We start from the raw sequence: 18,241 nt of genomic DNA on the forward strand, positions 1-18,241 counted from the left end.
GCATCGGCCGGAACCTATAAAAGCGTAACCGTAAACGCCCAGGGCCATGTTACCGGCGGCACCAATCCCACCACGCTTTCCGGCTACGGCATTACGGATGCGGCCGCCAAATCCCATACCCACAATTATGCCGGCTCCGCTTCCGCCGGAGGCGCTGCTTCCAGTGCGGAAAAATTATCCGCCAGCAGAACCATTTCCCTGACCGGCGATGTCACCGGCTCAGCCTCGACCAACCTGTCCGGCAACGTTTCCATTGCCACAAGCCTGGCAGGAGGCGTACTGAAGGAAAAAATAAGCGCAACCGAACCCACCGGACTGTCAGTAAATAATTACTGGCTTCAGGAATATTAAGGAGGATACTATGGCTACTTTACATACGCCGGATATACATCCTGTCGAGACCTTTGATCCTATCAACAACCACACTGTGGAATTTTCCTACACAGGCAGCCAGATAGTCCGCAACCGGGCCATCGTGCTGGACAACGAAACCTATCAGACCGTATATGATTCCGTGCAGGACAGAATGCGGCCCGACCACGTATTTCCGGGAGGCACCTTTTCTCCCGGAAAAAGCTATCAAATCCGCATCAAGGTTTTTGATGCCTATGGCAATGAATCCCCTTTTTCAGAGCCTGTACTTTTCTGCTGCTACTCCACCCCGGAATTTCGTTTCGACGCCCTGGACAAAAACACCATCCTCCACACGGCCAACCCAAAGCTGACTCTTATCTACTCCCAGAAGGAACAGGAGGCCTTACAGGACTTCCAGTTCCTTCTCTACGACTACGATAAAACACTGCTCACCTCCTCCGAACATAAATATGACGCTTCCGACATGACCCATATCTTTTACGGCCTGAAAAACGAAAGCGAATATTATGTAAGGGCCACAGGAACAACGGTCCACGGACTTCGCATCGAAACCGACTATATCAAAATAAGCATTAAATATTTCCTCATGCCTGCCAACGTCCTTTTCGAGGCAAAAAACCATCCCGAAAACGGCAGCATTGCACTGGAAAGCGGCGTCATTGACATCGGCTATGAAATAGAAAACGACAACTATACCATAAAAAACAGCGAACTGATCATCGGCAGCGACAACACGCTCACCTATAATGCCGGCTTCGAAATCACGGATGAATTCAAGGTATTTCTCAAAGCGCGGAAAGTCCCCCTTGACGCTTCTTTTTTCAAAATGCGCTGTCCGGGAACCGGCAAATATCTTGATATCCGCATAAAACGGCTGGGGAAAGCTTACTACGGGATTTTAAACATCCCCTATGGTGCCAAACTGGGGCATTACAATATTTTCGCCGAAATCCCCACGCCCTCACTGGCAGACGCACAAGGCAGCCTGCTTGTGGATACCGCCGGCAACCTGCTTATGCTCGCCGCCCCGGGCTACCCGGATCAAAACACCGCAGTTTTCGAAATCAGCTATAAAAACGGGCGCTATGACTTAAGCATCTATTATGAAAACGACAGTACGGTGGAAAATATCTGAAAGGAGACTGACAAACTATGCTATTTCTCGGAACCACTTTTTTCAGCGGGTTACATACACTGGATCCTCCTGCCGTCAGCGTCAGCCCGATCACGGAAATCAAGCTGACCAACGGAACCTTCGATCATTTATACGCCAGCAAAAATTCCGAAGAAACCATCGAAAGCACGCATAATGAATGGAATGAAAATACCCTTCTCAGCGCGCCCTTTGATGACAGCCTGGATGCCGGGAATTCCGGCTTCAGCTTAAGGAATACCGACATAATGGTGGTCAAATGCCGTGAAAAAGGCAGCATTGACTGGAAGACAATCCATACCAAGGAAATCAAAACCATTGATGATTTCAAAATGTTTTACTTTTACCGCTATGCCCGAAGCAACACGGATTACGAATTCATGCTGGCGTCCACCTGCAACGGCATTGAAAACAGCCGCGTAATCAGGGAAGTCCATTCCGATTTCAACGGCTTTTTCGTTGTAAACCAGGACAACGCCATCGGAACCATTTACAACCTGGACGGATGCGATATCACCAGGACGGCGTCCGGCGAGGCTGCCACACTTTTAAACAGCCAATATGCCAAGGTGATCCATAACGGCGCCTATAACTACGATACGGGCACAGCTACCGGCGCCTTCCTGAAAACGGACGCAAGGGACTGCTTTGCCGACCTTCCCGGCAGCCTGTCGCTGAGGAAGGACATGATGGATTTCCTCACCGATAAAAAACCCAAAATCCTCAAATGGGAGGACGGCCGGATCTGGATGATTGATGTTGTGGGAACCCCCACCGATACCATGGACAGCCATCCTGACCTGCGTAAAATCACCTTCCAGTTCGCCGAAATCGGTGATGTCAATGACCCCAAAGCGCTCTATACCAACGGCTTAAGCCCCATCGGGCCGGAATGGTGGTGATTTATGAAATATAGAATAAACGAAGAAGACAAGCTGCTTTTCAGCCAGGGCGCCCTTGACTATAAATACCGCCTCAGCGTCATGAAGGGCAGCCGGTTTGTGGATGTTATCTATGGAATTTCACAGCTGGGCACCTACGGAATCAGCGGAGAATCCGACATCCGCAGGACCCTGAACTTTACGCTGGCGCTGGATGAATTTCAGACAGATATTGAGGAAAAAATCCAAAGCTGGTTCGGCCTGGATTTTAAATTTGAAATCGGCATGTACAGCGTCATGAAAGATGATTACATCTGGTATCCCTGCGGCACCTATCTGATTACCGCCTCCAATACCCAGTATAACAGCACCAGCAATACCCTTTCCCTCACCGTTTCGGACTGGTTTTCCAAACTGAACGGGACACGCAACGGACAGGTAGGCGGCACGCCGCTGATAAAAATTCCCGCTGTGGACGACGAAGGAAATCACACCATCCTGCGGGAGGTGCTGACCTTTGTCCTGAAACAGCAGGGCGGGATTGAAAACTGCATCATTGATGATATCGGAGAATTTTTCGGCATGGAAGCCAATAACACGGATTTTGAAGAATACCGGAAAAATAACCCCGGCTGGAACCAGCTTCCCTATGACCTGGAATTTAACATGGGATGCATGGTTGCCGACGAAATCAACGAAATCACCGGCCTGTATCCCAATCTCCAGAAATATTTTGACGTATACAATAACTTTTGCTGCCACATGATCCCTTCCTGTGAAAATAATCCGATTGCACTGGACGATGATTTTCTCAAATCCATCCTCACGGACAGCGGGGAATCCGTTGACTATGATATTGAAAACATCCGCAATGTCACGGAGGTCCTCGGCTCCGTTTACGAGATTGACCGGATGTCCGAAAATTGCACCACCTCAGGCAATACCTACAAGCTTCAGCTGGATGACTATGAAAAATATGTTTCCAACGATTATATCGCTTTCACAGCAGACAAAAACAATGCGGAAGGAATACAGCTTCAGATCAACGGGCTTTCCCTGGTTCCCATTTATTATGAGAATACAACGAACCCTGTCGCCGCAGATACCATGACCGCCGGTGAAACATATGTCCTACAATATAAAAAGGTTGATAACTCCGGCCGTTTTTATTATCTGGGCCAATACCAGCCCCATGCCATATGCGTTCTTACCGCCGATGCGCAGGACCCGGTCTATACGAAGCAGTATTTTGCAGAACGGTTTAACTGCAAAAACGTGGTATTCCGCGTGGAACCCGACAATCCCTTTACGATACAGCAGATAGGCATTGTTCCCGATGTCAAAACCGGAGACACCTATGACAACATCACATCCGTGTCCAATGCCATCGAAACGGCTATCTATGACAATATAAAAACCTCCTCCTGGAATGATATTGTCACCATCACAACACTCTGTGTCCCCTGGTTGGATGTCTACGAAAAAGTCACCTGGCAGAAACAGAATACATCCGAACCCTATCCCTATATCATCACAAACATATCTCATAATCTGGGAGGCACCGTACCGACGACCTCCATAACAATGTACCGTTTCCATCCGTTAATGTACGATTATGAGATCCCACTCTAAGGAGGTGAAAAATGTCATATCAACTGTCAAATTACAAAGATGTGGATGCCACAGCCGCTCCCCTCGTCCTCCAGTATTATAAATACATGGACCAGGAGGATTTTGCCGCCGCTTCCCGTCTGCTCGAGGAGAATCATGAGCTTTTAAAGCCGTACATTATAGACATGAACGGCATCAACAAAATTGAACAGGGCCTTTATGAGCTGTGGCAGACGGCCTCGTCCACCCAGGCCGTCGTGATTACGGAAAACGAAACCGAACCGGAAGGCAATTTCGGTCAGGGCACCGAATGGTTTGCCGAATACTGAACAGGGAGGATTTAATGAACGAACATGATTTTATTTTTGTACCCCACAGCTCTGCCCGGCTGCGCAGCAAAGAAACCGCCGACCAACACAAAAAGCTGTTCAAAGCGGGCAATCCGGCAGGCGCTGCCAGGCTTTTAAAGAACCATCCCCACCTTGAGGCGTTTACCGCCTCACTCTTCAATTTCCTGGAACAAAAGCTGGTTTCCATCGAAGAACAGCTGTCCTTTAAAAAACAGGAAATATTTAACGTATATTCAGACACAGAACCTACCGCCGAAGAAATGGCCGGCAAGGTTTTCTGGAACAAAGAATACTAAGAAAGGAAACAAAAATATGAGTATTGTATCAGGTTATAAAAAATTTAAAAAGTATATTTTAACATCCTCGGGCTTTCAGCTTGTTTCCCATTGGACGAACGCAAATACACTGCAATTCGACGACGGAAAGACCGCCCAGGCGAAGTTAGGTGCCATCGATGGCATCTCCAGCTCGAAAGATTCCAGCAGCGAGAAAATTGCGGCTAGTACTAAGTTGGTTAGTGAATTAAATTCTAATTTATCAGCTGCAGATGGTGAAAAGTTTCGGTACGGAAAAACTGCAGATGGTAAACGTGGCTATATAATTACAGATGAGGCAGGTGCTGATACAGTAATCCCTTTTAAAGGTACAATCTTATCAGATGCCAATATATACAACCAGATTTGGGCTTCTGGTGGAAATGGAAGCCATTTAAATGTAACTCGTTATACTTTCAATGAAGATTATTCATCTGCTTTTATTGTTCAATCCTCAGCTGGAATCATGGGATATGGGCTTGAAGCTGGCATAACATATAACGGGAATGGAACCAGGATACCATTATATTCAGAGCAACGAACTATTGGCACTGACTCTTCACAGACATATATTGTAATATATATTGAAAAGCCGAGGAGCGGAGATACTTTGGCTTTCGGAAAAGCTATAGGTGCACAACTGAGGTCTGTTAGCATATTTGCTTTCAAATAATTACAACGACATAGTTACTGAAGCGCTAAACCTGAAAGTATTCTGTGCTATGACATAACCAGCAATATAGTCACCTTTGGCAAGTTCAAATTCAATTGGGCCAGGATCAGAATGGTATACTGATATATTTCCATTTCTTCGAATTTCAAGGCGCCCTGTTGATTGTGTGCCAGAAATAGAAGAAAATTTAATTTTGCATTTTGTATATCCTGCGTTAAAAAAACCATCAAAAGAAGTGCGATAAAATTGAAAAACTGCAGAGGGGAGGTGATTAGGGTTATCTCCACTTCCGGAGATATCAAAAGTTATGGTTGCGTTACCTAATTTTTTTGACACTGTATCAGCACCATCAGTGTATGTAATGTATACACCATCCCCTTCCCGGACTTCCAATCCTTTAATAGCTCCGCCGTCATTCAGCGCTCCTAAATTAGAATATTATGTTTTACTTTTGCTATATTTTATAAAATATTTTATTGTTTAAGTTAATTACACATCACATCAATCTATTTACTAAAGTTCTAATTTAGGGGGACTAGCCTTTAAGGAAGAGAATGGTATTAAGTATGTAAGAGGTGCTGATTCAGTGTGGGTCCCGTTGGGTAGTGTATTCCCCCACCTTGTCACCAACACAAATACTATTACTGGCCTTACTCCTGGAAAGGAATGCTATATATATGTTATTGCATACTGGCAGGCAAGAGGTATAGCTGATGGATATAAGCCCTGGCAACTTAATGTCTCTGGATCTGAAAAAGTATCAACACTTCATGCTAATTACAGAAATCAGTATGGTGAAGCAGGAGGTACAGATGGATGGGCTGTTATTAAGGCTACTCCTACCGCTGATTCAATATCTGTTATAAGCCAAAACCAGGTAATAAATCAATGGCCTGTGGTATGTGCTGTACAGTAATGCTCGCATTAATATAAAGTAATGGTAATATCCATAGTTGCGGGCAAGTTGTATTTCACTGCAAAATTAGCTGATATAGAAGTATACTCATTTATATCTAATTTCTGTGTGCCGGTTTTAAATGAACTTATAGTTGCACCGTTACCTAATATATTGATATCAAGATTTGCGGAATTTGTATACACTGCAAAAGTGGCAAAAGTATAATTGGATACATCAATTTCTGATATCTGCTGTGTTGTTCCACGTATAATATTGGGCTGACCAGCATATTTCCATCGGAAAGAGATTCCGCTACCCAATTTTTTTGTTACTGTATCAGCACCAACAGTGGGTACATAAGTAATGTATACCCCATCCTCCCTGGCATCCATGCTTTTGATAGCGCCACTGTCATTTAAGGCGGTCAAATTAGAATATCATAATCTACCATCTTCCCTCATCTACTAAACTAAATCAAAAATTTCCCCTCCTCCCAAATCACCGCCTTTTCCCTCATCCCCCCACCGAAAGGAGCCCCTCCCATGCCCAACACCCCCGCCATCGCCGTCACCAACGCCAACCACCTCATCACTACCGGCGTTGTCTACATATACGGCCTGAAATACGAGCCAGTAACCCAGTCTAAAATAAACACCCTGGCAGCAATGTATCCCAACATATACACCCCCGCCATCAAAAAACTGGCTCTTGCCAAGATCGGCAGAACAGGAATTGACTGCTCCGGCTTTGTATGCCATTCCTACGGAATTCCTCACATTAACAGCACCCAGCTAAAAGCCAGAATGACGCACCTATACAAGGTTTCAGACCCGCAAAACCTGCAAAACGGAATGCTCATCTGGCGAAGCGGCCACATCGGCATCGTGGAAATTGACGATACCGGCGAAGCATGGATACTAGAAGCCAAGGGAACCGCCGAAGACCTGGTAAAAACAAAATATACCACCCGTTCCAAAGCTTTCACCTACTACGGAGAGCTTGCCGGCATAGATTATTCCGCCGCAAAGAAATATGAACCAGCTTCCCGCCCACAATCCCCTGCAATCATCCGTGAATTAATCGACATATCTCATCACAACACCATCAATCTCACTCTTGCCGCCACAAAATACAAAGATATCATCATCCGAGTCGGCTACAGATCCTACAGCTCCGGAGCCCTTACCCTGGATAAAAAATTCCTCTCCCACGTAAATGAAGCCCTTAAAAACCACATGAATCTCGGCTTCTATATCTATGACCAATCCATCAATGAAACCGAAGCCCGACAGCAGGCGGACTGGCTTTGCGAACAAATCCGCCCCTTCCCTGCCTCCTACCCCATCTTCATTGATTCCGAATATTCCAATCCGAACAAAAATGGCCGCGCCGACAATATCACGAAAGAACAGCGTACAAAAAATATCGTCGCATTCTGTGAACGCATCCGGGAACTGGGCTGCATTCCCGGCGTCTATGCCTCCGACAACTGGTTCAAAACCATGCTGATTTTTGACCGGCTGAAAAACTACCAAATCTGGTGTGCTAGATATTCCGCAAAACCTCCCACCATTGACCATTATGATATATGGCAGTATGGCTCCTCCTTCATCCCCGGCTCAGCCGCCCCAATTGACGTAAACCATTTATATAAAGAATATCTCACTCCCTCAAAACCTGAGGAAACAGCCTGGAACGAGGTCACCGCTACCGCACTCAATGTAAGGGACAAGCCGTCCACAGCAGGAAATATCATCGGCCTCAAGCATCAATACGATAAAGTAAACATCTATTCCCTGCAAAACAACTGGGCCAAAATCAGTCCCGCCGAAAACAAATGGTGCAGCTACAGCTACCTCCGCTCACATAAAGGCCATGTGGTAAACTGCAGTAAGCTGAACTGCAGAAATACCCCCGTTTCCGGTGACATAAGCTTTATTTTATCCCGAAACAATACCGTTAACATTCTCCGCCAGGATGCAGTATCCCGCTGGTACTATATAGAATTCAACGGTCATACAGGCTACGTATCAAACAAATATATCTCTCTGTAGAAAGGTTTTTCCCAAAACATGGATATCATAATAGATTCTTTAAAAACATATGACAACGTAACAATCCTTGGCGTCATTCTATTTCTGTCTTCTATTATTTCATGCGTATCCAGGCTGCTTAACGTCCTTGGAAGTCTGCTGAATAAATATTACCGGAAAAGAAAGGGCCTTGAGGATAAAAATAATTCTTTCGAAAATACTCTTAACAGACACCAATCCGACATAGAAACCTTAAAACAATACGAAACCGAAACACACAACGACATAAAAGAAATAAAAACCCTGTTGGAATCACACATTCAAAGGGATAACGAACGCACCATCTCTTCCTTCCGCTCCACACTTTACAGGCTCCACATGGAATTTACGAAGCAGAAATACGTCACCCCGGAAGGCCTGAAAACCTTCAAGGAAATAGGAAAAGTCTATGTTGAAGCCGGCGGTGATGATATTTATCACGATAAGCTTGAACCGGAAGTCCTAAAACTCCCCATCAAATATGAAGAAGATATCCTGTGAAATCCAGTGCCCCTTCCTGCATACCCCACAAAAAAGGAACTGACTTTTTCCCTCCGGAATCAGTCAGCTCCATATCTTGTTAAAATAAATCCCGCATCCAGCCGAAAAGGACCTTCGCCGTTAATCCTCTGTTTGAAACCTGTAATTTGTACCATAGGTCCTCAGACAGATGATATTACCTTATAGATAAAATTACCTGGATTTCGCCTTAAGGCTTTCATCTTACCGCTCTCTTTAGGTGTTCCTATCCTAATTCTTTTCCACCTTATTAACATCCCGCTCCATCGGCAGGCTGTCCTTATACCCTTTCATTCCCGTCTTACCATATTCCGTGGCAATGTCCAGAATCGTTTTTTCTTCCTCTATCTGCAGATCTGTAAGGTAACTGTCAGGGAGATTCTCATGCAGGGCGGCAACGGTATAACTTCCGGACTTTTCTACCGGTGTGCCGTCCTCAAGCCGGATTGACTTGATTTTATGGTCTGATGTAAATTCCACATCCAGACCTGATGTTTCATAATAAAACGGGGATGTCATTCCGCCCTTATCATAGTAGTATTCATTATTAAGCTTATTATCAATCTGTTCCCAGCACATTCCGTCTTCAAGGAGCTCATAAAGCTTTTCCCCGGAGATTGTCCCTGTACTCATTTTTGCCCATCCGCTCGTTCCGTCAAAAGCCATTATGCAATTACGGCTCAGAGCCCAGGAGTAAATATCGCCTTTATAGAATTTGGCAGCGATTCCGGTCGTAGGATTGTTAAACTCCCCTTGCTCATTTATCGCCGGAGTAATCATGCCAATCTGTGTGCCGGCATAATTCCGGAGTGCATCCGCAAAATACTGTACTGTCTGTTCCTCAGTAAAATCCTCTTTGGCAGTAAACAGATACTCTCCTGTATACGCTTCTGTCGTTTCATTCTTTTTCAGTTCATCACAGCGTTTTATGTATTCTTCCTGTGAGATCAACCCATTCATCATATTTTTCAATTCCGCAGCAGATGCCGCCAGCGTATTCATATCTATATTCATAGGCGCAAAATGATTCTGTCCCAGCACGTCCTGATAGGAGTCAGTAATATTAGTAAGATCCCCCTCAAAACCTCTTAAAAAGGAATAACAGGCATCTCCGCGCATAAGCCCTCTCTGACCTTCCTCGGTACTTAAAAGATCAAGAATCCTGAGTCCAACCTCCAGCTTTTTTTCATTTCCTTTTTCACCCAGCTCTTTATTCAATGCAAAGTACCCTGCCGTTGCGGTAGGATAATAGGCATCCGCCGTTCCCGTGGTAAAAAACGGGATCAAACCATACTCATGTACCTCATCAGACTCAAAATTTCCAATCAGACCATAAAATGTGGCGATTTCCCCATTATCAAACCGTTTCCGCTGGCTCGCGCCCGTCTCATTTAATCCATAAGGGAAAATACCATCCTCGAACCATCGTATATAATTGGCAATATAAGGTTCGATTACCCCTTCCCCTTTTGCATTTCCCTTGACAAAATTATAAAACCAGGCCGAACCCTCAGGTGTGGAATAAAAATCGGCCGCCATCGTACAGGCCAGCATATTAGAATAAGTTCCGGCTTTATCCCAGGAAGCGCCCACACACTGTATCCCTTCTTTTTCCACCTGTTCACATAAAGCGACAAGTTCATCATAACTATGCGGTTCCTTCCATCCGTGTTCCCGGAAAACATTTTTATCATACACAAGCCCTGTCAGACTGGTGAAATTCGGAATGAAATAAACTTCCCCATCCATATTCATGGAATCAATTGACTGGGTTATATACCGATTGAGCACATCATACGAAGATAAATCCAGGAAGCTGTCCTTATATGTATCCATCTGAAGGTCATTTCTGGTAGTTACTAACAGGTCAGGAATATCATGATGCTCGAGGCGTTCCGCCACATCCAGGGTGAAATTCGAGCCGCCGTACATCTCAACACGGATCTCCATATCAGGATATTCCTCCCGCACCTGATCCAGGATGCTCCTTGGAACATAACGGGTCTTGCATGCATTAATTGTAAATACGTTGTCTTCCTCTGGCTTTTTACCGCAGCCTGCGCAAAGCAGTGCCAGCAATATCATGAACAGACAGCAGACCGCCCCTCTTTTATACACTTTTTTCAGTTTCATGTCCTTTTCCCCTTTTCCCTTTGCAGTTTTCTTTTGTGGCGGGTCAGTAATTCGATTTGTCTGCCCAAAGCCACAAAATCCAAAGGTTTTGAGAGATGGGCATTCATCCCGGCTTCCTCCGACTCTATGATATCTTCCTGAAATGCATTCGCAGTAATGGCAATGATTGGGACACTCTCCGCATCCGCCCTTTCCAGCCGCCGTATTCTTCTGCTGGCCTCGTATCCCCCCATTACCGGCATCATGACATCCATAAGGATAACATCAAAATATTCCGTTGGACTCTCAGCAAACTTTTCCACTGCTTCCTGCCCGTTTTCTGCCGTAATCACAAAAGCTCCCATTTCCTGGAGCATCTCAACGGCAATCTCCCTGTTCATTATATTATCCTCTGCCAACAGTATTTTCCTGCCGCAGATGGCTTCTGTGCTGTCCTCAGGCTCTTCCTTATCAGCCTTTATTCCATTCGGATCCAGCTTAAGCTCAAGATCAACGATAAAACAGGAGCCTTTTCCAGGCTCACTCTCCACTTTTATCGTCCCATGCATCAGTTCCACCAGATTCTTAACAATGAACATTCCAAGGCCGCTTCCTTCAATAGAATCAATAGTGGAATCCTTTTCCCTGGTAAAGCTTTCAAAGATGTGCTCTATGAACTCCTTCTTCATTCCGATTCCATTATCCCGGAATTCCATATGATAATGTGCATATTCCCCTGACGCCCCGGGAGTTTCCACGATTGACAGCCTGATCTCCTCTCCCTCCGGCGTGAATTTCACCGCATTGGACAGGATATTGATGCCGATCTGGTTCAGATGCAGCTTGTCCCCGATCACATATTCATTCCGGATATCCTTCTCAATTGTAAAATGCTGCTTCTTGTTATCCGCAAGAGGCCCGATCACAACTCTGATATCCTCAATAAAGTCTGATATGTTCATCGGTTTCTCCGCAATTTCAAAAGCGCCCTTACTGATCTTTGATACATCCAGAATATCATTGATCAGTGACACCAGATACTTTCCGGAAATCTGTATCTTATCAATATATTCCAACGCCTTCTGCCTGTCATCTATGTTGGCCGCCGCCAGGGTCGCCATACCGAGCACGCCATTCATAGGCGTCCTGATATCATGAGACATGTTTGCAAGGAAACGGCTCTTTGACTCGTTTGCCTTATGCTCATATTCCAACTCAATTTCCTTCTGCTTCTTTTCTGCATTAATCCTGTAAAAAAAGTGAACAATTCCGCCTATCCCTGCCGCTGCAAGCAGAATGAGCACAGCAACAAGCATCCCCGTCATCCGGGTATAATTATGCATCTCATTGTTCACCACATCGACCGGAACCATGAGCAGCTGCTTCCATCCCACAACATCTACAGTAGTGTAACTCAGGTAAGCGTCCTTGCCTTTTGCCTTGATCTGCATGATCCCATCGTTTTTCCCCGAAAGGAGCTGCTCCTCCAGATTCTCCAGTTCAGGATTCTCCTTCTCCACTGCATTGACTATATTATACGCATCCATGCTGTCTTCATGGATGGAGCGTGCCACTGTGATCCCATCCGCATCCAGCAGGTATACATCACAGGACTCCTTAAAAGCGTTAATATTCATGTTCTCCAGCATCGACTGGACCTCATAGCAGATTCCTGCGCCTTCAATTAAATGTCCATCCAGTTCAAAAGGCTCAACAGGCCTGGCAAACAAAAGAATTTCCGTACCATCGTAGTCCGTAGCCGGAGCCACCACATTTTCTCTTTTGGAGATGACCCTGTAGATGCTCTGGGAATTATCAAACTGCAGCTTGCTGATTTTGCCTGTCTCGTAGATGAAAGAACCGCTTTTATCTATAAAAAACAAATGGGAATACCCCCAGGTCTGTTGATAGTCTGAAAGGAAACTTACCAACTCCTCCTTTGTACCGCTTCCATATATCAGGTAATAATCCCGTATAAAGGTGTCCAGGACATTCCAGTTTGTCTCACACTGGTCAGAAAATCTCTCAGACAGCTGGTGCGCAATCTCCACCAAATGCCCGGAACTCTCCCTGTAAATTGTCTTCTGTGTCTCATATACCATAGCCGCTACGGTGCCGGCTAAGGCTAATATAATAAATGCAGCACCAATCATATTTCGTATTCTATGTTTTTTCATTTTATCATCATACGCTTTCTGCGATCTGCTCTTTTGATAATCTTAACACAATTATCTGATAATTGCTATGGAAAGAAGCCATCATAAAAGGACTACTTTATCACATTTTCCGCTTCCTTCCTGCCCAGTCACGTGCATCTTTCCCCTGACAGCTTACAGCTTCATCAGATTCCCAATCCACTTCAGCCAACCGGCCACCGAACTCGCCCGCCGCGCCACCTGCCCCTCATTGCACACATGCAGCGCCCTCATTTCATCAGCTATCTCCTTTTTATCCGGCACCTCTCCCGTTTCCATCATCACGTCAAAAAAATCCGCAAATATCCGATGCTCCAATATCAGTTCCACCAGCTTCAGCTGACGCTTCTTATAATTCAGCCTGAAAATACGGTTGCCCAATGCGGTCAAAGACACCACCTTCTGCCCGTCATCCGCGGTTTTTTCAAATAAACCAAGATATCTCCCCGCATTAAAATAATAATCCGACTGCCGCAGGTCAAAATCCATAAGCTCCGCAATCTGCTGCGTTGTCATGGGATTTTCATACATATTTTCCAACAGCGAAATCACCCGATCCATGGAATTGGCCTGAATAAATGGTATTTTGGTCCCTTCCATATTGTCATCGGTTTTCACAGCCGTATTCCGACGGACCTCCAGAAGATTCTGCCTGCTGATTTTCGTATCCTGCAGAGAATAATTCTTTGCCTGCACCAGCTCTATGGAGGAATAATCCTCCGGTGTGGCAAAACGATACTCAAACAGCCGGTAAATCATATTTGAGTATACGGAAAAAACAAGTCTTATCGGCTTCTTCACCCTGCTTCGCCAAAGCCTGTAAGGATAATACAGCTGCCTTACATGAAAATCCTCATGGACCACATTTTTAGCCTCCATGATCACCACCGAGGCCTCGTTTTCAAAACCGCCGTCAATTTCACACTGCGCATTATTGACACTGATTTTCCTTTTGATTTTCCGATAAGTATCCACCTCAAAGTCAAAGCAACCTGTTCCCATCCGGCCATTAAAGGTGGAAACATTACCGCTCGTTTCCAGAAAATCATCCAGAATCCCTGAAATGATCAGTACATTGATTGCATTGGCCTCAGAGCTGATGTTATTTATGTCAATGGTTTCATAATCCGGCAGCTCCACCTGCTTCATCCGCGTCACCGGCTCATCAAGCTCCGGAATTTTCTGATAGAGGATAAAATCCCCTAATACATAGGAGCTGCGGCTGTCCGGCAAAATATTGATCCTATTTTTCCGCAGCACCTCAGGCAGAGAATCCGTGCTGTCCCATTTTGCCATCAGCCGCGGTTCTCTGAACTCTTTAATCTGGCTGGCCTTAATAGGAAAACAGCCGTTTTTTTCGACTTCCTCCAAAACATGATATTTTTCAATAATCGCCTTCCACGCTTCATTTGCGGAAAGACCTTCTTTTCTTTCGGCCATGTTTCCGACTCCTCATTATAATTGCCTTTTTACCATTAGTCCGACTGGCTCAGGCTGTCCAAAACTGCTGCCTTCCTATCCGCATAATAAACAATTTGCTCCACCGTTTTGCGGACCTCCGAAATTCCCGGTTCCTTTTCATCCGCACCGCAGTCTATGCCCAAAACACGTTTGATATTATATTCCAGCCACTCCAACCTGCCGCAGTTACTGTCATAAACAGCCTCCCAATCCTCCGGCGCACTTCCTCCCGCCGCAAGATAAGACCTCACAAACACCCGGAGCAGCTCAAAATCAACCGCCCGCTCTTCATACCCCGACCAGCACAAAGCCAGCTCCATAAGCTCCAAAAAAGGATTGGAATATGAAAGGCACTCCAAATCAATAATACGGTAATCCCTGCCGTTCCATAAAATATTTTTACAGTCCATGTCATTATGGCAGATGGCTGCCACCTGCGGAAGCCTCTTTACCGCCGCATTTCCCCGCTCCTGACAGTCACAGAGCAGAGAACGATTATCCTTTAAAAGCTGGCAAAGCCTGCTGTTTTCAGCCTCCAGCCCCCTGATATAAAAATCCCAGTCAATACGGATTTCATTGCGAACAAAAGGCGCCTCTCTTTTATCGATATTGTGGATGAGCGCCAATATTCTGCCAACCTCGGCACAATGAAATTCTTTAATCCCACCACTCTTTAGCGCCCTTCCATCATACCAGGGGAAAAGGTAAAAATACTGTCCACTAATCTCCTGCATCTTTTTATGCTCATAGGTTATCGCCGGCAGAATGGGAATCCCGTTCTTTTCCAGAATCTCCTCCAGCCGCTCGGCCGTATCAAAATTAGCCTTAGCCTCCGGCCGCAGCATAACATGGGGATTCAACAGCTTAACCGCATATCTGCCCCTTGTTGTTTCCAGTGAAAACATTTTGTGCATAAGCCCGCCGCTTAACCGGACAGGTGGCAGCAGGAGCCTTCCCAAATCCAGTTGTGAACATATATTTTCAAATATCCTGTCAGGCATCCGGTTCCCGCCTTTCCGAAATATATTTCTTATATCATAACTTTACTTTTACTTCCTGTAAACCAAAACAGTACTTTTATCCATACAAAAAGGGACCTTGAAAACAGTCCCTTGCGCAGGGGCTGTTTTTTCACAGCCCCCTTTTTTACAGTTTTATTCATTAAAATCATAGCTCATCCTAAAAAAACGCCGCTTCCGGCATACGTTTCCTGCTCCAGCTTTTCCCGGATTCAGAATCCTGCCGAAGCATAACATTTTACCGCCCGATGATTCCATTCCCGCACATCCAGATAAACAGCCTTTGCCCCATACAAATGCCGGCTCTCCTGAACTGCCGGCCTGATAACCCGGCTTCCATATCCCTTCGAACACAGATCCGGACGAATTCCAATACCCAGAAAAACTGCCTGAAAACAATTATACTTTTATTGTACTCATTTTTACCATTGTCGCAATTACATATGTCTAATCAAAGATAAATATCTCTTCAATTGACGCTCCTACTGCCCTGGATATATCAATCGCCAGCTTCAACGATGGATTATACTGCGCTTTCTCCAGACGCATTATCGTTTCCCTGCGCACCCCCACCATTTCGGCCAGCTGTTCCTGCGTCAAATCCTTCATAAGCCGATATTTCTTTAATCTGCATTCAAATTCCGCCATACCTTATTCCGCTCCCTCGTCATACTGGTCATCATGATCATAACGATACAGCAAATATTCGCTCAGGAAAATTTCCAGCCCCAATGCAAATGATATAATAATAATGACAGCAATCAGGGTAAAATCAAGATTCCCCCAAAAATTTTTCTGGCAAAGTGCTATTAAAGCTATGAAAATAATGGCATATGAAATCTTCAGAGCCGTCAGCTGAGCGCGGTTCGCATTCTCCCTGAACCGTTCATCCATAAAGGTGCCGGACATTTTCCCTTCATAATAAAATCCGAAAAAACCAAAGAAAAGGAAAAAAACAAAAGGATAAACGCTTTCATCAACCTGATAAGTCCAAAAACCGGCAAAGCCCAAAAATCCTAAGTATCCTAAGTATCCAAGCTTCGGATTCAGCCTGCGGGTTCTGTTCGTTTCCTTTGCCTGCTGAGCCTGCCTTCTGCCTGCCAGAAAAAGCGCAATTACCATTCCAAGTACATACAAACAGAAAAAGGAAACAGAAATAATCATTGGCAAATCCTTTATCTGAAAAGTATAGCTGGCAAAATCCGTTGGGACCACCAACCGGGAATTATTGTATGTGACAGAATACCAGCATGAAATCACTAACGCTAAAATACTGGCAACGCCAATCCCTACCATCCATTTAATATTATTTTTCTTCATATCCGCTTCCTCCTATGAGATATATTTATCTCTCCATGTGATAAATATATCACTTAATCATCTTGCTGTCAACGAGGAAAGTGATAAATATATCACATGTTTTATTAGGACGGTCTTACAAGTACATAGATGCATTAAGGAATGAAATAGCTTAACAAAAAAAATAAAAGCAGACCTCACTGAGCCGCTCTCATTCTAATTTAATACCCTTCACATAAATTGTAACTGCCTCTGTTCATAATATTCGAAATGGAGGATTCACCGTCCCCCGCTTCCCGGGCCAAATCATATCTGGACATATGCCTTTTCCCACACAATTCCTTCTATACGATTCGCAATATACTTCTCATTCAGCAAGCAACTCACATCTCAATTCTTCGGCCACCTTAATCTTTCGCCAACTCAATGAACATATACATCGGAATTTTTGTCAGCCACTCTATCCTGGGAGACATCTTTCTCTGCTCCTCCGTCGGTCTCGGTTCATTCAAATCAATGATCTTAAATTTATTCCTTACAAACACTTTAACATAATCAGACATTGTCCTATGGCGATAAATTACCCTCTGGTCAATCCCTGCAATTTCCCCCACCCATTCTTCAGGTTCAAAATAGTTTTTTACAATTACCTGAATCGTGTCATTTTCCTTAAACCACTTATGTTCCACAGGCGGCTTAAAACAGGGATGCAAAATCGAAATAAAAACTTTCCCGTCCGGTCTGAGAACCCGGTATATTTCCTTCATTGTCCCGTCAAAATCTTCCACATCCATCAGCATCATTGCGCACAGTACAATATCGAAGGAATCATTTTGTATTCCATATAAATCATTGCTGTTTCTGACAAGGCATGATATGTCCAAATTCTTTTCCTTTGCCGCGAAAGCAGCGTAACCAATTGACATTTCAGAGCAGTCGGCCGCCGTAACTTTTGCCCCTCTGCCGGCTAATTCCCTGGAGTATCCGCCTTCTCCACAGCCCAGATCCAAAATATCAAGTCCTTCTACATTCCCCAACTTCTGCATTGTATATGGCATGATATAGTGCATCCGAAAATCATTGGTCTGCGCCTTCTCTATCCATTCATTTCCCACATTGCTCCAGCAATCAGTTGAACTATCCCCTTTCATTTCCTTCCTCCATTTTCCTAGGTTTTTTACTCCTATTCATTATAGTTCTTACTACTCATGAAGTACAACGACTTTCTCTTGAACATAGAAAAAACTGACTACTCAAAATCGAATAGTCGGGGCACTTTTATGTTTGAAATTAAAATGTGTTAATTTTC

Annotated in this window: 19 protein-coding genes and 1 pseudogene; 10 read left to right on the plus strand and 10 right to left on the minus strand. The window is 44.7% G+C overall.

Going from position 1 to position 18,241, the window contains the following annotated elements; translation table 11 throughout:
* The 7 genes and pseudogenes from HMPREF1548_RS29950 to HMPREF1548_RS12370 all read left to right on the plus strand — a co-directional run.
* Positions 1-351 (plus strand): annotated as a pseudogene (locus tag HMPREF1548_RS29950) (hypothetical protein); the annotation flags it as partial.
* A gap of 10 nt (positions 352-361) precedes the next feature.
* Positions 362-1,510, plus strand: a complete 1,149-nt coding sequence (locus HMPREF1548_RS12345) for a hypothetical protein (RefSeq protein WP_021636488.1) — start codon at positions 362-364, stop codon at positions 1,508-1,510.
* Positions 1,511-1,527: 17 nt separating this feature from the next.
* Positions 1,528-2,430, plus strand: a complete 903-nt coding sequence (locus HMPREF1548_RS12350) for a hypothetical protein (RefSeq protein WP_021636489.1) — start codon at positions 1,528-1,530, stop codon at positions 2,428-2,430.
* A 3-nt stretch (positions 2,431-2,433) separates the two neighbouring features.
* Positions 2,434-4,041 carry a DUF5048 domain-containing protein gene (locus HMPREF1548_RS12355; RefSeq protein WP_021636490.1) on the plus strand — a complete coding sequence of 536 codons (1,608 nt, stop codon included), beginning with the start codon at positions 2,434-2,436 and terminating at the stop codon, positions 4,039-4,041.
* Positions 4,042-4,052: 11 nt separating this feature from the next.
* Positions 4,053-4,349 carry a hypothetical protein gene (locus tag HMPREF1548_RS12360; RefSeq protein ID WP_021636491.1) on the plus strand — a complete coding sequence of 99 codons (297 nt, stop codon included), beginning with the start codon at positions 4,053-4,055 and terminating at the stop codon, positions 4,347-4,349.
* A 14-nt stretch (positions 4,350-4,363) separates the two neighbouring features.
* Positions 4,364-4,666: a hypothetical protein gene (locus HMPREF1548_RS12365; RefSeq protein ID WP_021636492.1), complete on the plus strand. Its 303-nt coding sequence runs from the start codon at positions 4,364-4,366 to the stop codon at positions 4,664-4,666.
* Between the two features lie 16 nt (positions 4,667-4,682).
* Positions 4,683-5,357, plus strand: coding sequence for a hypothetical protein (locus HMPREF1548_RS12370; protein ID WP_021636493.1), 675 nt, complete (start codon positions 4,683-4,685; stop codon positions 5,355-5,357).
* Here the strand turns inward: HMPREF1548_RS12370 and HMPREF1548_RS29485 are convergent, their stop codons facing one another.
* Positions 5,358-5,750, minus strand: coding sequence for a hypothetical protein (locus tag HMPREF1548_RS29485; RefSeq protein WP_157065671.1), 393 nt, complete (start codon positions 5,748-5,750; stop codon positions 5,358-5,360).
* A 193-nt stretch (positions 5,751-5,943) separates the two neighbouring features.
* Between HMPREF1548_RS29485 and HMPREF1548_RS29490 the strand changes: the two genes are divergently transcribed.
* Positions 5,944-6,273 (plus strand): hypothetical protein, encoded by a 330-nt coding sequence (locus HMPREF1548_RS29490; RefSeq protein ID WP_157065672.1) that lies wholly within the window; start codon positions 5,944-5,946, stop codon positions 6,271-6,273.
* Between the two features lie 8 nt (positions 6,274-6,281).
* Here the strand turns inward: HMPREF1548_RS29490 and HMPREF1548_RS12380 are convergent, their stop codons facing one another.
* Entirely contained in the window at positions 6,282-6,647 is a 366-nt protein-coding gene (locus HMPREF1548_RS12380) for a hypothetical protein (protein WP_021636497.1), read from the minus strand.
* Positions 6,648-6,797: 150 nt separating this feature from the next.
* On the opposite strand from HMPREF1548_RS12380, the gene HMPREF1548_RS12385 reads away from it, so the two are divergent.
* Together HMPREF1548_RS12385 and HMPREF1548_RS12390 are read left to right on the plus strand one after the other, a co-directional pair.
* Positions 6,798-8,309: a GH25 family lysozyme gene (locus HMPREF1548_RS12385; RefSeq protein ID WP_021636498.1), complete on the plus strand. Its 1,512-nt coding sequence runs from the start codon at positions 6,798-6,800 to the stop codon at positions 8,307-8,309.
* 18 nt (positions 8,310-8,327) lie between these two features.
* Positions 8,328-8,828 (plus strand): hypothetical protein, encoded by a 501-nt coding sequence (locus HMPREF1548_RS12390; RefSeq protein WP_021636499.1) that lies wholly within the window; start codon positions 8,328-8,330, stop codon positions 8,826-8,828.
* Between the two features lie 249 nt (positions 8,829-9,077).
* On the opposite strand, the gene HMPREF1548_RS12395 is transcribed toward HMPREF1548_RS12390, so the two are convergent.
* The 8 genes from HMPREF1548_RS12395 to HMPREF1548_RS12430 form a co-directional block, all read right to left on the minus strand.
* Positions 9,078-10,979 carry a 5'-nucleotidase C-terminal domain-containing protein gene (locus tag HMPREF1548_RS12395; protein WP_021636501.1) on the minus strand — a complete coding sequence of 634 codons (1,902 nt, stop codon included), beginning with the start codon at positions 10,977-10,979 and terminating at the stop codon, positions 9,078-9,080.
* Complete coding sequence (locus HMPREF1548_RS12400) at positions 10,976-13,135, minus strand: hybrid sensor histidine kinase/response regulator (RefSeq protein WP_021636502.1); 2,160 nt, start codon at positions 13,133-13,135, stop codon at positions 10,976-10,978. Before HMPREF1548_RS12400 ends, HMPREF1548_RS12395 begins: the two co-directional genes overlap by 4 nt.
* Positions 13,136-13,288: 153 nt before the next feature.
* Positions 13,289-14,593 carry a type II restriction enzyme gene (locus HMPREF1548_RS12405; protein WP_021636503.1) on the minus strand — a complete coding sequence of 435 codons (1,305 nt, stop codon included), beginning with the start codon at positions 14,591-14,593 and terminating at the stop codon, positions 13,289-13,291.
* A 35-nt stretch (positions 14,594-14,628) separates the two neighbouring features.
* Entirely contained in the window at positions 14,629-15,615 is a 987-nt protein-coding gene (locus tag HMPREF1548_RS12410) for an aminoglycoside phosphotransferase family protein (RefSeq protein ID WP_021636504.1), read from the minus strand.
* 230 nt (positions 15,616-15,845) lie between these two features.
* Positions 15,846-16,013 carry a GNAT family N-acetyltransferase gene (locus tag HMPREF1548_RS30860; RefSeq protein WP_083492974.1) on the minus strand — a complete coding sequence of 56 codons (168 nt, stop codon included), beginning with the start codon at positions 16,011-16,013 and terminating at the stop codon, positions 15,846-15,848.
* Positions 16,014-16,080: 67 nt separating this feature from the next.
* Positions 16,081-16,281 carry a helix-turn-helix transcriptional regulator gene (locus HMPREF1548_RS12420; RefSeq protein WP_021636507.1) on the minus strand — a complete coding sequence of 67 codons (201 nt, stop codon included), beginning with the start codon at positions 16,279-16,281 and terminating at the stop codon, positions 16,081-16,083.
* A gap of 3 nt (positions 16,282-16,284) precedes the next feature.
* Positions 16,285-16,953, minus strand: coding sequence for a DUF3796 domain-containing protein (locus HMPREF1548_RS12425; RefSeq protein ID WP_021636508.1), 669 nt, complete (start codon positions 16,951-16,953; stop codon positions 16,285-16,287).
* A 386-nt stretch (positions 16,954-17,339) separates the two neighbouring features.
* On the minus strand, positions 17,340-18,083 hold the full coding sequence (locus tag HMPREF1548_RS12430; RefSeq protein WP_021636509.1) for a class I SAM-dependent methyltransferase: 744 nt from the start codon (positions 18,081-18,083) through the stop codon (positions 17,340-17,342).
* Positions 18,084-18,241 lie beyond the last annotated feature (158 nt).

This window comes from Clostridium sp. KLE 1755 (genome assembly GCF_000466465.2).
Classification (GTDB): domain Bacteria; phylum Bacillota; class Clostridia; order Lachnospirales; family Lachnospiraceae; genus Eisenbergiella; species Eisenbergiella porci.

Bases quoted from the DNA above. Each gene is read 5' to 3' on its own strand.
- HMPREF1548_RS12400 (WP_021636502.1), bottom strand. From the start codon at position 13,135: ATGAAAAAACATAGAATACGAAATATGATTGGTGCTGCATTTATTATA.
- HMPREF1548_RS12350 (WP_021636489.1), top strand. From the start codon at position 1,528: ATGCTATTTCTCGGAACCACTTTTTTCAGCGGGTTACATACACTGGAT.
- HMPREF1548_RS12430 (WP_021636509.1), bottom strand. From the start codon at position 18,083: ATGAAAGGGGATAGTTCAACTGATTGCTGGAGCAATGTGGGAAATGAA.
- HMPREF1548_RS12385 (WP_021636498.1), top strand. From the start codon at position 6,798: ATGCCCAACACCCCCGCCATCGCCGTCACCAACGCCAACCACCTCATC.
- HMPREF1548_RS12420 (WP_021636507.1), bottom strand. From the start codon at position 16,281: ATGGCGGAATTTGAATGCAGATTAAAGAAATATCGGCTTATGAAGGAT.
- HMPREF1548_RS12390 (WP_021636499.1), top strand. From the start codon at position 8,328: ATGGATATCATAATAGATTCTTTAAAAACATATGACAACGTAACAATC.
- HMPREF1548_RS12355 (WP_021636490.1), top strand. From the start codon at position 2,434: ATGAAATATAGAATAAACGAAGAAGACAAGCTGCTTTTCAGCCAGGGC.
- HMPREF1548_RS12345 (WP_021636488.1), top strand. From the start codon at position 362: ATGGCTACTTTACATACGCCGGATATACATCCTGTCGAGACCTTTGAT.
- HMPREF1548_RS12360 (WP_021636491.1), top strand. From the start codon at position 4,053: ATGTCATATCAACTGTCAAATTACAAAGATGTGGATGCCACAGCCGCT.
- HMPREF1548_RS12410 (WP_021636504.1), bottom strand. From the start codon at position 15,615: ATGCCTGACAGGATATTTGAAAATATATGTTCACAACTGGATTTGGGA.
- HMPREF1548_RS12365 (WP_021636492.1), top strand. From the start codon at position 4,364: ATGAACGAACATGATTTTATTTTTGTACCCCACAGCTCTGCCCGGCTG.
- HMPREF1548_RS12395 (WP_021636501.1), bottom strand. From the start codon at position 10,979: ATGAAACTGAAAAAAGTGTATAAAAGAGGGGCGGTCTGCTGTCTGTTC.
- HMPREF1548_RS12405 (WP_021636503.1), bottom strand. From the start codon at position 14,593: ATGGCCGAAAGAAAAGAAGGTCTTTCCGCAAATGAAGCGTGGAAGGCG.
- HMPREF1548_RS12380 (WP_021636497.1), bottom strand. From the start codon at position 6,647: ATGGATGCCAGGGAGGATGGGGTATACATTACTTATGTACCCACTGTT.
- HMPREF1548_RS12370 (WP_021636493.1), top strand. From the start codon at position 4,683: ATGAGTATTGTATCAGGTTATAAAAAATTTAAAAAGTATATTTTAACA.
- HMPREF1548_RS12425 (WP_021636508.1), bottom strand. From the start codon at position 16,953: ATGAAGAAAAATAATATTAAATGGATGGTAGGGATTGGCGTTGCCAGT.